Source organism: Bradyrhizobium centrosematis, assembly GCF_045571495.1.
Taxonomy (GTDB): domain Bacteria; phylum Pseudomonadota; class Alphaproteobacteria; order Rhizobiales; family Xanthobacteraceae; genus Bradyrhizobium; species Bradyrhizobium centrosematis.
This window is the reverse complement of record NZ_CP120703.1, coordinates 5,465,985-5,478,567: the sequence shown is the minus strand read 5'-3', so window position 1 is coordinate 5,478,567 and position 12,583 is coordinate 5,465,985. Positions and strand designations below refer to the sequence as shown.

Annotated in this window: 10 protein-coding genes; 6 read left to right on the top strand and 4 right to left on the bottom strand. The window is 65.8% G+C overall.

Translation table 11 applies throughout. From position 1 onward, the window contains the following. The first annotated feature begins 208 nt into the window (after window positions 1-208). From P6U31_RS26105 to P6U31_RS26095, 3 genes are all read left to right on the top strand, one after another. Complete coding sequence (locus P6U31_RS26105) at window positions 209-658, top strand: hypothetical protein (protein ID WP_407184627.1); 450 nt, start codon at window positions 209-211, stop codon at window positions 656-658. 92 nt (window positions 659-750) lie between these two features. Continuing rightward, window positions 751-1,770 (top strand): S1C family serine protease, encoded by a 1,020-nt coding sequence (locus P6U31_RS26100; protein ID WP_407184626.1) that lies wholly within the window; start codon window positions 751-753, stop codon window positions 1,768-1,770. Window positions 1,771-1,828: 58 nt separating this feature from the next. After that, entirely contained in the window at window positions 1,829-3,553 is a 1,725-nt protein-coding gene (locus P6U31_RS26095; RefSeq protein ID WP_407184625.1) for an FAD-binding protein, read from the top strand. 136 nt (window positions 3,554-3,689) lie between these two features. Here the strand turns inward: P6U31_RS26095 and P6U31_RS26090 are convergent, their stop codons facing one another. Next, the gene (locus tag P6U31_RS26090; RefSeq protein ID WP_407184624.1) at window positions 3,690-7,166 is read right to left on the bottom strand and encodes an indolepyruvate ferredoxin oxidoreductase family protein; all 3,477 of its coding nucleotides are present in this window, start codon (window positions 7,164-7,166) and stop codon (window positions 3,690-3,692) included. A gap of 164 nt (window positions 7,167-7,330) precedes the next feature. Between P6U31_RS26090 and P6U31_RS26085 the strand changes: the two genes are divergently transcribed. The 3 genes from P6U31_RS26085 (at window position 7,331) to P6U31_RS26075 (ending at window position 10,965) form a co-directional block, all read left to right on the top strand. After that, a complete protein-coding gene (locus P6U31_RS26085) occupies window positions 7,331-8,284 on the top strand; it encodes a hypothetical protein (RefSeq protein WP_407184623.1) in 954 nt (317 codons plus the stop codon). Between the two features lie 303 nt (window positions 8,285-8,587). Beyond that, window positions 8,588-9,286 carry a cysteine hydrolase family protein gene (locus tag P6U31_RS26080; protein WP_407184622.1) on the top strand — a complete coding sequence of 233 codons (699 nt, stop codon included), beginning with the start codon at window positions 8,588-8,590 and terminating at the stop codon, window positions 9,284-9,286. An 11-nt stretch (window positions 9,287-9,297) separates the two neighbouring features. Then, the gene (locus P6U31_RS26075; protein WP_407184621.1) at window positions 9,298-10,965 is read left to right on the top strand and encodes a regulator; all 1,668 of its coding nucleotides are present in this window, start codon (window positions 9,298-9,300) and stop codon (window positions 10,963-10,965) included. Window positions 10,966-11,018: 53 nt separating this feature from the next. On the opposite strand, the gene soxA is transcribed toward P6U31_RS26075, so the two are convergent. Genes soxA through P6U31_RS26060 form a run of 3 tightly spaced genes read right to left on the bottom strand, consistent with a single transcriptional unit; the run spans window position 11,019 to window position 12,579 of the window. After that, window positions 11,019-11,798 (bottom strand): sulfur oxidation c-type cytochrome SoxA, encoded by a 780-nt coding sequence (gene soxA / locus P6U31_RS26070; protein WP_407184620.1) that lies wholly within the window; start codon window positions 11,796-11,798, stop codon window positions 11,019-11,021. Continuing rightward, the gene (gene soxZ, locus P6U31_RS26065; protein WP_407184619.1) at window positions 11,795-12,112 is read right to left on the bottom strand and encodes a thiosulfate oxidation carrier complex protein SoxZ; all 318 of its coding nucleotides are present in this window, start codon (window positions 12,110-12,112) and stop codon (window positions 11,795-11,797) included. Before soxZ ends, soxA begins: the two co-directional genes overlap by 4 nt. Continuing rightward, window positions 12,112-12,579 carry a SoxY-related AACIE arm protein gene (locus tag P6U31_RS26060; RefSeq protein ID WP_407184618.1) on the bottom strand — a complete coding sequence of 156 codons (468 nt, stop codon included), beginning with the start codon at window positions 12,577-12,579 and terminating at the stop codon, window positions 12,112-12,114. Before P6U31_RS26060 ends, soxZ begins: the two co-directional genes overlap by 1 nt. Window positions 12,580-12,583 lie beyond the last annotated feature (4 nt).

Here is a 12,583-nt window from a genome sequence, read left to right as displayed (position 1 = left end):
GCGTGGTGGATGCACTGAACTCGCCACGAACTCACTGTACCTCTCCCGCTTGCGGGAGAGGTCGACGCGCTCGAAGAGCGCGGCGGGTGAGGGCTCTCTCCTCTAGGGGAGCCCCTCCGCGGAGACACCCTCTCCCCAGCCCTCCCCCGCAAGCGGGGGAGGGAGCGCACCTTCACCGTGGCCGCAAGGTTTTCCACGAGAGCACGCCATGACCGATCAACTCACCCTCTCGCCGCGGCAGCGCGATGACCTCCGCACCATCGCCGCGATGATCATTCCACCGAGCGAGGAATACAACGTGCCCGGTGCCGATGACGAGATCATCCAGGCGGACATCCTCGCAACCCTTGGCCGCGACACCAGACCGGTCGCGGCGGCGCTCGATCATCTGGTGCGGCTTGCCGGGATGCCGCTTGCCAACCTCGAGCCGGCCGCGCGCGAAGACGTTGCCCGGCAGCTTCGCCAGCAGGGCGGCGTGCCTGTTGCGACGCTCGTCCGCGTGGTGCTGCAATGCTACTATCGCGACGACCGCGTGCTGCGCTCGCTCGGGCTCGAGCTGCGCGCGCCGTTCCCTAAGGGACATGTGCTTCCGGACGGCGACTGGTCGCTGCTCGACCCGGTCAAGGCAAGAGGCGGCTCGCTGAGGCGGGCGACCTAGCCATCTGGGCAGTCCAGCCCTGCCGGCCGGGCGGGCATCTTGCGCGGCAGGGAGCAGGCCACCATCTGTGTGAGCCTTCAAGGACTCTTGCCATGTTGGACTTCACCTCAGATATCGTCGATGACGCACCGTCATCGCGAACGACGGCGTCTGCCCCGGTCGACGACGGGGCGCTGCTGGACGCCTATTCCAATGCCGTGATCGACGTGACCGACCGCGTCGGCCCTGCGGTCGTGCGGATCGAAACCGGACCAAAAGTGCCTGATAGACGCGAGCGCGGCGGGCTCGGCTCGGGCATCGTGATCTCGCCGGACGGTCTCGTTCTCACCAACAGCCACGTGGTCGGCACGTCGAAGGAGATCCGGCTGCGGGACGTCGAAGGCCATGTCGGCGAGGCGCAGGTGCTCGGCGTCGATCCCGACACCGATCTGGCGCTGCTGCGCGCCAACGGAGTGCGCCATCTGCCCTATGCCGCGCTCGGCAATTCCAAGACGTTGCGGCGCGGCCAGCTCGTGATCGCCATCGGCAATCCGCTCGGCTTCGAATCGACCGTGACTGCCGGCGTGGTCTCCGCGCTCGGACGTTCGATCCGCTCGGTGAGCGGGCGCACCATTGAGGACGTGATCCAGACCGACGCCGCGCTCAACCCCGGAAATTCCGGCGGGCCGTTGGTGTCGTCGCATGCCGAGGTGATCGGCATCAACACCGCCATCATCAACGGTGCGCAGGGCATCTGCTTCGCGGTCGCCAGCAACACCGCCCAATTCGTGCTGTCGGAGATCATCCGCCACGGCTATGTTCGCCGCGCCTATATCGGCGTTGCCGGACAGACCGCGCCGGTCCCGCGGCGGCACGCGGTGCTCGCCGGCGTCGAGAACAAGATGGGCGCGCTGCTGATGCAGATCGAGCCGGACGGTCCGGCGGCCAAGGCTGGCCTGCTGCCCGGTGATGTCGTGATCCGGCTTGATGGGGTCGAGATCAATGGTGTCGACGATCTGATCCGCGTGCTCGACCGCGACCGGATCGGCCGGCGGCTCGCCATGGACGTGTTGCGGCTCGGCCGCCTGCGGGCGATCGATATCGACCCGATCGAGCGCAAGCCGGCGCGCTAGCTGCAGGCTCGCTGGCGAGGTATGACGGTGTCATGCCTCGCTTTCGCACAGCCGCCGCATGATGTCGGCGCATGAGACCTACGATGTCATCGTCATCGGCGCCGGTGGCATGACGGCGGCGGCGGTGGCCGCTGCCGAAGGCCTGCGCGTGCTGGTGATCGAGAAGACCGCGTTCGTCGGCGGGACCACCGCCTGGTCCGACGGCATGGTGTGGATTCCCGCCAATCCCAAGATGAAGGAAGCAGGGCTCTCCGACAGCGTCGCAGATGCCGTCCGATATTTGTCGGGCACGGTGCCCGAACCTGCCAATGCCGGCCTGCGCGCCGCCTTCCTTGCGCGCGGGCCGGAGGTGATCGCTTGGCTCGAAGCCAATACCGAGGTGCGGCTTCAGCCGGTGAAGGACTCTCCGGATCATTATCCGGAACGACTGGGGGCGACGGCCGGCGGTCGCGTGCTCGAGCCGGTTGTCTTCGACGGCACGCGGCTTGGTCGGGCTTTTGCACGATTGCGGCCGCCGCTGCCGGAGTTCACCCTGCTCAGCGGGATGATGGTCAATCGTCTCGACATCCCGCATTTGCGCAGTGTCGGAAAATCGCTGCGCTCGACCTTGCGCGCGGCGCGGCTGGTTGCGGCGTATGCGCTGCAGCGGCTGCGAAGTCCGCGTGGGACTACGCTGCATCTCGGCAACGCGCTTGCCGCGCGGCTATATGCTTCGCTGCTGGCGCGGCAAGTCGAGATTCTCTTCAGCGCCGATGTCCAAGACCTCTCGATGCAGGGCGATCGCGTCAGCGGCGTCGTGATCCGTCATGGTTCCCGCGACCGCCCGATCGCCGCGCGCCGCGGCGTGGTGCTGGCGACCGGCGGCTTTTCGCACGACGCCGTGTTGCGCAAGCGCTTCTTCCCGGCGGCAGCGCGACTTGTCTCGGCGACCAACACCTCCAGCACCGGGGACGGACTTCGTCTCGCGACAGCGGCCGGTGCCGCACTCAACACAGATGCGACAAGTCCGGCCTATTGGGTGCCGGCCTCGCTATTCCGCAGGGCCGACGGCAGCCGCGGCGTGTTCGCGCACACCGTGACTGACCGCGCCAAGCCCGGACTGATCGCCGTCAACGCGGCCGGACGGCGCTTCGTGAACGAGGCGCTGTCCTACCACGAATTCGTGATCGCCATGCTCCGCGACGGTAATGGCGAGCCGGACCGGCCGTTCTATCTGATCTGTGACCGCCAGTTCCTGTGGAGCTACGGTCTCGGCCGTATCAAGCCGTTCACGCGCAGTGTGCGGCGCTACGTGACGAGCGGCGAACTTGTCGAAGCCGCTGACGTCGCGCAACTGGCGACGAAGATCGGCGTCAAGCCCTCCGTGCTGACGGCGACGCTTGCGAGCTACAATGAAGGCGCGAAGGAGGGGCGCGATCCCGAATTCGGCCGCGGCAGCACGATCTATCAGCGCCACCTCGGCGACCCCAGCCACAAACCCAACCCTTGCGTCGCGGCGATCACGCGTGCGCCGTTCTTCGCAATGCGGATCCATCCGGCCGATCTCGGCACCGCGATTGGCATGAAGGTCGACGCCCAGGCCCGCGTGCTGCGCGCCGATGGCACGCCGATCGCCGGTCTCTATGCCTGCGGCAACGACATGGGCTCGATCATGAACGGGAATTGTCCGGGGCCGGGTATCACGCTGGGTCCGGCGCTGGTGTTTGGATATATCGCGGGAAGGTATTTGGCGGAGGGGAGTGCGGCGGGCACGACGAGCGCTGCGAATGCCTCAGTCCAGTGATTGTCTTGGCTGCGTCCACAGGCTCCGTCATTGCGAGCGCAGCGAAGCAATCCAAACTGCCGCCGCGGCAAGGATTCTGGATTGCTTCGTCGCAAGGGCTCCTCGCAATGACGCGGAGAGAGGCTAGCTCTATCCGCTACTCGGCAGCCGCTGCAAAGCGGCTGTTCTCCAGCTCGGCCTCAAGCCGCGCTTTCTCCGCCGCGGCTAGCTTGACGTTGGCTTCCTTGACGTGGCCGAAGCCGCGGATGGTTTCCGGCACGCGGGCGAGCCGTGCCAGCAGCGGGATCTGCTCCGCCTTCAGGCTCGTGATCCGCTGATCGATCATGTCGAGATAATCCGCAACGAGCTTCCGCTCGGTCCGGCGCTCCTCGGTGCGGCCGAACGGATCGAACGCGCTGCCGCGCAAGAACTTGAGCCTGGCGAGCACGCGGAAGGCGTGGATCATCCAGCCGCCGAACTCCTGCTTCTGGAACCGTCCGGTCGCCTTGTCGCGCTTTGCGAAGATCGGCGGCGCCAGATGGTACTTCAGCGTGAAGTCGCCATCGAATTTCTCCGACACCTTCCTGGCAAAGCTGCCGTCGGTGTAGAGCCGTGCCACCTCGTACTCGTCCTTGTAGGACATCAGCTTGAACAGGTTCTTCGCGACCGCGTCAGTCAGCTCCGTGGACGCGGTCGAGGCCGCGCTCTCCGCCTTGCGCACCTTGGCAACGGCTGCAAGGTAGCGGTCGGCGTAGGCCTTGTCCTGATAGGAGGTCAGGAATTCGGCGCGGGTCGCGATGATGTCGTCGAGCGATTTGGTCGGCGCCGACGCCCGGCTCTTGAACTGCAGCACGCTGCGCACCCGCGACATGTCGTGGGCGGCGAGGCGCCCCCAGGTGAAGGCGAGCTTGTTCATCTCGATGGCGGCGCCGTTGATCTCGATGGCGCGGAGCAGGGCTTCCAGCGACAGCGGGATCGCGCCCTTCTGGAAGGCAAAGCCGAGCATGAAGGGATTGGTCGCAATGCTGTCGCCCATTAGCGCCGCGGCAATGCCTGTCGCGTCGATGATGTCGAGGTTCTTGTCGCCGACGGCGTCGCGCAGCACGGTCTGCATCGTGCCCATCTCGAAATCGAGATCGGGATTTTGCACGAAGCTCGCGGTCGGCTGCAAATCCGCGTTGATATAGGCTTTCGTCACGCCGCGCTCGGCGCGGCTGAGCGCCGTGGGGCCGGCCGAGACGATCATGTCGCAGCCGAGAATGACGTCGGCGCCGCCGGTGGTGATGCGGACGGCGGAGATATCCTCCGGCTTCGGCGCGATGCGGACATGGCTCATCACCGCGCCGTTTTTCTGCGAAAGGCCGGTGAAATCCAGCGCCGAGCAGCCGCGGCCGTCGACATGGGCGGCCATGCCGAGCAGGGCGCCGATGGTGATGACGCCGGTGCCGCCGATGCCGGTGACGAGAATGTTGTAGGGGCCATCGAGCTCTCGCGTGGCCGGGAGCGGGAGGTCGGCGAAGAGCTGCCCGGAATCCACCGCCGAGGTCTTCATGCGCTTGAGCGAGCCGCCATGGACGGTGACGAAGCTCGGGCAAAAGCCCTCGACGCAGGAAAAGTCCTTGTTGCAGTTCGACTGGTCGATCTGGCGCTTGCGGCCGAACTCGGTTTCCAGCGGCTGCACCGAGACGCAGTTGGAGGCCTGCGAGCAGTCGCCGCAGCCTTCGCAGACGAGCTCGTTGATGAAGGCGCGCTTGGCGGGATCGGGATAAAGACCGCGCTTGCGGCGGCGGCGCTTTTCCGCAGCGCAGGTCTGGTCGTAGATGATGACGGTGAGGCCTTTGATGTCACGCAGCTCGCGCTGCACGGCGTCGAGCTCGCGGCGGTGATGGACGGTCGCGCCCTGCGGGAAGTAATTGCCTTGCGGGTACTTGGCCGGATCGTCCGAGACGATCGCAAGCCGCTTGACGCCCTCGGCCCAGACCTGATGCGCGATCTGGGCGACGTTGAATGCACCTTCGGCGGGCTGGCCGCCGGTCATGGCGACGGCGTCGTTGTAGAGGATCTTGTAGGTGATGTTGATGCCGGCGGCCGACGCCGCGCGGAGGGCGAGCAGCCCGGAATGGGTATAGGTGCCGTCGCCGAGATTCTGGAAGATGTGCGTCTCGCTCGTGAAGGGCGACTGGCCGATCCAGTTCACGCCCTCGGCACCCATATGCGAGATCAGGTCGGTGCGGCGGGTCGGCATGCTCAGGGCCATGCCGTGGCAGCCGATGCCGGCCATGGCGCGGCTGCCCTCCGGTACGCGCGTCGAGGTGTTGTGCGGGCAGCCCGAGCAGAAGAACGGCGTGCGCGCGAGCTTGATCGGCGTGCTGGTGGTGACGGGATTGTCGAAGGCCTCGAGCCGGGCAAGGCGCTGCTCCAGCACCGGGCTGTGATGGCCGAGCTTGCGCAGGCGCGCCACCAGCGCGCCCGCGACGATGGTCGGCGTCAGCTCGCCCTCGCTCGGCAACAGCGGTGCGCCGCGCTCGTCGCGCTTGCCCGTGACCGTCGGGCGCCTGGAGGCATCGACATTGTAGAGAATGCGCATCAGCTGGTCTTCGATGAAGCCGCGCTTCTCCTCGACCACCAGCACGTCCTGCAGCCCTTCGGCGAAGCGCTTGGCACCGCTTTCCTCCAGCGGCCAGGTCAGCGCGACCTTGTAGATGCGCAAGCCGAGGTCCTGCGCGTCCTTGTCGGTGATGCCGAGATCCGCCAGCGCCTGGCGCAGATCGAGATAGGCCTTGCCGGTCGCGACGATGCCGAGCCGCGCCGGCTTGGAATCGAGCACGATGCGGTCGAGCTGGTTGGCCCGGGCGAAGGCCTGTACCGCCGCCATCTTCGGGCCGAACAGGCGCCTCTCCGCCTCCAGCGGCGGATCGGGCCAGCGGATGTTGAGGCCGCCGGGCGGCATCTCGAAATCATCGGGGAGCACGATCTTGATGCGCTCGGGGTCGCTGTCAATCGAGGCAGAGCTCTCCACCGTCTCGCTGATCGCCTTGAAGCCGACCCAGCAGCCGGAGAAGCGCGACAGCGCGAAGCCGTGGAGGCCGAGATCCAGATAGTCCTGGAGCGTCGCCGGGTTGATCACGGGGATCAGCGCCGCCGCGAACACCTGCTCGCTCTGATGCGCCAGGGTCGAGGACTGGCAGCCGTGATCGTCGCCGGCCAGCGCCAGCACGCCGCCGTTACGCGAGGTGCCGGCGGCGTTGGCATGCTTGAGTGCGTCGACCGAGCGGTCGACGCCCGGGCCCTTGCCGTACCAGATGCCGAACACGCCATCGACCTTGGCGCCGGGAAACAGGCCGACCTGCTGGCTGCCCCAGACCGCGGTCGCTGCCAGGTCCTCGTTGAGGCCGGGCACGAAGGCAATGTCGTGCTGCTGAAGGTGCGACTTCGCCCGCCACAGCGCGTGGTCATACATGCCGAGCGGGGAACCGCGATAGCCCGAGATGAACCCGCCGGTATTGAGTCCCTGCAGCCGGTCGCGTTCGCGCTGCAGCATGGGCAATCGAACTAGGGCCTGCGTGCCGGACAGGAAGATCCGCTTGGATTCGAGCCGGTATTTGTCGTCCAGCTCGACCTGCAACAACGTCATTTCGGGAGTCCTCGTCTTTCGTACGGCGGGAGGTTTGCGCTGCGGGAGGGGTCGCGGCTGCGCGACGCGAATTGTGACAGTCAAAAGGATGGGCCGGCGAAGTCAATATCGCTGGCCGCATCCGTGGCGCTCCTGCTAGTCATGGCTTGCCCGCGGAGAACATCATGGCTGCAAACGCATTCGACACCGAGATCACGGAGACGCCCGAGGCCCTGATCGGACCATGGCGCCAGCCCCGTCAGATGCTGCAAGCGCAAACCTACGACGCGCACGCATCGATCCACGACGACGCCACCGCGCAGAAGCTCGGCTTCAAGGGCGGCACCATCGAGGGCCCGACCCATTTCAGCCAGTTCGCCCCGCTCGGCGCGCGTCTGTGGGGCCGCGCCTGGTTCGAGACGGGATGTCTGTCCGCGCATTATCGCAGCGTCTGCTATGAGGGCGAGGAAGTGCAGGCGATCCTGTCGAAGCCGCTGCCGGGGACAAGCCAGTCCCAGATCCAGATGGTCAAGCGCGATGGCACCGAGGTGCTGCGCGGCACCGCCTGCGTCGGTGAACCCCACGCCGCCACGGCGCTCGAGGCCCGCCTTGCCGAGCTCAAGCCGCTCGCCGATCCCGTGATCCTGCGCGACGTCAAAGTGGCGCAGACCGGCAAGCGACAGATGGTGCGCATGGCGTTCGACCAGACCATGGGCGAGCTCTATCCGTTCTCCCTGCGGCAGAAGCTCGCCGTCATCACGGAGAACTCGCCCTACTACGCGACCGCCGACAATCCATGGGGCAAGCCCATTATCCCGATGGAGATGCTGAGCGTGCTGTTTCAGTACCGCTCCAAGGACGATCCGCTGCCGGCCAAGGGCCCGGCCGTCGGCCTGTTCGCCGACCAGGAGATCCGGCTGGTGAAGGGCCCGCTCTTCGTCGGTGAGGAATACGAGGTCGAGCGCGAGGTGGTCGCGCTCTCCGGCAGCCGCCGCACCGAAAGCGCCTGGGTTAAGACGCGCGTGTTCGACAAGACGGGCACGGTGGTGGCAACCATGCTGCTGAACATGGCGACGCTGAAGGACTCCTATGCGCCGTATCAGGAGGAGTATCGGCAGCTGTATGGGGCGGGGCGGTAGTCTCCTCGTCATTCCGGGACGATGCGAAGCGTCGAGCCCGGAATCCATGAAGCGGCAGAGTCCCGGGTGAAATGGATTCCGGGCTCGCGCCACGCGCGCCCCGGAATGATGGCGAAAGCCGCCCATCCCTTGGGCAAATGCACGTCGCAAAGCCGTCGCACAGGGAATAAGCAGACGCTGATCGCCGTCGTAACCTTCTGACAAAACAGCAAATTCCATCGCGCCCCACGCGTCCCTGCAATTGTACACAATGGCACGGCGCTTGCAGAACTCCTGGCACAGTTCTCGCGAGGGGCGGGCGTCATGCTGGACTTGATTAAGCCGACGATGGGCGTCATCAGCGCCGAGCCCGAGCCAATCAAGCTCGACTGGTCCGTCACCGCGCTTCTGATCATCGACATGCAGCGCGACTTCATGGAGCCTGGCGGCTTCGGCGAGACGCTGGGCAACGACGTCAGCCAGCTCGCGCGCGCGGTGAAGCCGATCGGTGAGGTGCTGACGGCCGCGCGCGACACCGGCATGCTGGTGATCCATACCCGCGAGGGCCATCTGCCCGATCTCTCCGATGCGCCGCCCGCGAAGATCGAGCGCGGCGCGCCGAGCCTTCGCATCGGCGATCCCGGCCCGATGGGCCGCATCCTCATCCGCGGCGAAGCCGGCCACGACATCATCTCCGAGCTCTATCCGCTCGACAGCGAGATCGTGATCGACAAGCCCGGCAAGGGTGCGTTCTACGCCACCGAGCTTGGCGACGTGCTGGAGAAATACGGCATCGAGAATTTGCTGGTGTGCGGCGTCACCACGGAAGTGTGCGTCAACACGACCGTGCGCGAGGCCAATGACCGCGGCTACCGCTGCGTCGTCATGTCGGACGGCTGCGCGTCCTACTTCCCCGAGTTTCACGAGATGGGCCTGAAGATGATCAAGGCCCAGGGCGGCATCTTCGGCTGGGTCGCGGACTCAGCCGCAGTTCTGGAGGCAATGAAGGTTTCGACCACATAGGGGTGTTATCAATGAGCACATTGACGGGGACGGCCGGCAGTTCTGATCTGAACAAGTCCGCTTTTAAGCCGGCATTATGGACATCGGGCGACTGGAACGCGTTTTTCGGCTTCGGCACCAACATCCTCGTCAACATGCTGGTGCTCACGGGTCTGTTGCGCTTCGTCTTGAAGATGCCTGATAGCCTCGTGTTCGGCCGCATCCTGCCCGCGCTCGGGCTGATGATGTGCCTGTCGACCTTCTACTACGCCTATCTTGCCTATCGCCTCGCCCAGAAGACCGGGCGCAACGATGTCTGCGCGCTGCCTTCGGGCGTCAGCGTGCCGCACATGTTCATCGTCACCTTCGTTATCATGCTGCCGATCACCCTCAAGACTGGTGATCCGCTCAAGGGCTGGTCGGCGGGCCTGGTCTGGGTGTTCTTCCAGAGCTTCATCCTCATGGTCGGCGGCTTCATCGCGCCGTTCATCCGCAAGATCACGCCGCGCGCGGCGCTGCTCGGCACCCTTGCCGGCGTGTCCGTCACCTTCATCTCGATGCGGCCGGCGCTGGAAATGTACATGACGCCGCAGATCGGGCTGGTCTGCTTTGCCATCATCCTGGTGAGCTGGTTCGGGGGCGTGAAATATCCGCGCGGCATTCCTGCAGGCCTCATCGCCATCGCTGCCGGCATGATCATCGCCTGGGGTTCGAATCTGTTCGGGCTCGGCCTTGGCGGCTTGAGTCTCAATGGCGTCGGCGCAGCGTTTGCCAATTTCGGCTTCTCGGTGCCGCTTCCCGCCGTGGGCTACGTCTTCTCCGGCTTCGAATTCCTCGGCATCATTCTCGTTACCGCCATTCCGTTCGGCATCTACGACCTCGTCGAGGCCATGGACAATGTCGAGAGCGCGGAGGCGGCCGGCGACGAATATCCCACCACGCGCGTGCTCACCGCGGACGGCGTCGTCAGCCTGATCGGCTGCCTGATGGGCAATCCCTTCATCAACGCCGTCTATATCGGCCATCCCGGCTGGAAGGCGATGGGCGGCCGCATCGGTTACTCCGCGGCGACCGGCGTCATGGTGATCGTGCTGGCCTGGTTCGGCATCATCTCGGTGCTGCTGGCGCTCGTGCCCGTGGTTGCGATCTCGCCGATCCTGCTCTACATCGGCATGCTGATCGGCGCTCAGGCGTTCCAGACGACGCCGGTCAAGCACGCGCCTGCGATCGTGCTCGCGCTGACGCCGCACCTGGCCGCCTGGGCCAAGCTGCAGATCGACACCATGCTCGGCTCCACCATGAATGCGGCGGCAGCCGTCGGCGGAATGGCCGCCGACAAGGCCGACGCGGTGAAGGCCGCCGCGATCGCCGCGCTGCCGCAGCAGGGCGTATTCTACCACGGTCTTGAAGTGATGGGCGGCGGCTCCATTCTTGGCGGCCTCATCCTGGGCGCGATCGGGGTGTTCATCATCGAGCGCGATTTCGAAAAGGCCTCGGCCTTTGCTCTGGTCGGTGCCGTGCTCACCTATTTCGGCTTCATGCATGGCGAGGCTGTCGGCATCGGCGGCGGATTTGGTGTCACGCCCGCCGTCGCGCTGGCCTATGCCGCGATGGCCGCCGGCCTGTTCGCGGCCAGCAAGCTCGGCGCCAGCGAGCACTATGCCGCGCATCCGGAAATGTCGGCCGCGCCGGCGGAATAGGCAACAGCCGCGGACTTCAGCGAAGCGGCCGGCCTGTGCCGGCCGCTTTCGTTTCAGGGCCGCACCGCCGGCGTCTCCATCGGCAGGCCGTGCGCCCGCGACATCAGATAGAGCTCGAGCGCGACCAGCTCGGGCGAGCCGTAATCATAGGCCTGGGCGCGCACGCCGCTCATGCAGCTGCGTAAGCGCCGCTCGAGCGAACCCAGCGTCTGCCATTCCAGGCGGTAGAGCGGATAGCCGGTCGGCTGTCCTTGCGTGATCGGCGCGCCCGCGAGGCGCTTGTTGAAATTGTCGTCGTGACAATTGGTGCAGGCGAGGTTGAGCTGGCCCTCGCGCTGCATGAAGAGGTCGCGTCCTTGCTCCACGAAAGGTCTTGCCTGCGGATCGTCGCCAGCAGTGATCGGAAGGCCGCGCGACTGGTGCGCGACGTAAGCCGAGAGCGCCAGGAGGTCGCGGCTCTCGTAGGGCAGCGGCGCTGCCTGCTGATGATTGGATCGGCAGAGATTAATGCGCTGGTCGAGCGTAACGGGGCGCGCCAGCGCCTTGTCGAAGGCGGGATATCGCGCCGCGATGCCCTTCATGCTGCTGCGGGCATCGCCATGGCAATCTGCGCAGGCCTTCTCCGCGCTGCCGGTTTTCCTGCCCCACAGCTGCTCGCCGTCGAGCACGAATAGCATGCCAGGATTGGAGGTGTCGTCGTCCTGCATCGCGCGCGTTTCCAGCCCCATGAAGGAATAGCCGGACCGACGCACATCGGGCGAGATTTCACCGGCGAGCAGGGCAGGGGCTGCGGCGAACAGGGCCGCCGCGGCTATCGCGCGCCAAACACTCATTCGACGATGATCGATGCCGATGCAGTTGACGAATAGCCGTTGTCGCCGATCCACTCGAACTCGAACCTGCCGCTTTCGTTGGCGACCGTGAAGAATGACAGATAAGGATTGGCTGCGATGGCAGGGAAGAGATCGGCACGAAAGATCTCGGCGCCGTTGTAGCGGCAGGTAAAGCTCGTAATGATGTCGCGTGGCACGAGCTTGCCGTCCGCGGTGTGGCGGAACCCTGTTTCCATGATGTGGGAGGTCAGCGCGCGGATCTCGATGACGTCGCCGCGCCTGGCCTTGGCAGGAACGTTGATGAGCGCGGCCATCAGTTCATCTCCTCGGTGCATGCGGCCAACGTCACGACGACGTCAGCGGCAACCTGCCAGAACGTGTCGTCGGACAGGCGCGCGATCGCAACCACCTTCTGGGTGTCGGCGAGCCGGATCCGGGTCGAGACCTGAGGGCGGCCGGACGATGGACCGAAATAGAAATTGCCGATGTTCGGCTGCGGGTTCTTCTCGTTGAAGACATGGATGCTCTTGACGTGGTCGTCAGCCGTCATTGGACTTGCAACGCTCACCGTCATCGGCACCGTGTTGCCGTTCTCGACCAGCGGCGGAATGTCGAGTTTCACCCTGCCGGTGCGAACAGGCGCTTCGCCAACGAGGTTGCGGATCGCGCCGTTGAGCATCGCCGGCGTCGCCTGAAGCGGACGCAGGGTGACGATCGGCAGCGTCCCGGCGGCAGTGACGCCACCGGCGAGGCTCAGGAATTGTCGTCGCGTGCTTGGCATGAAC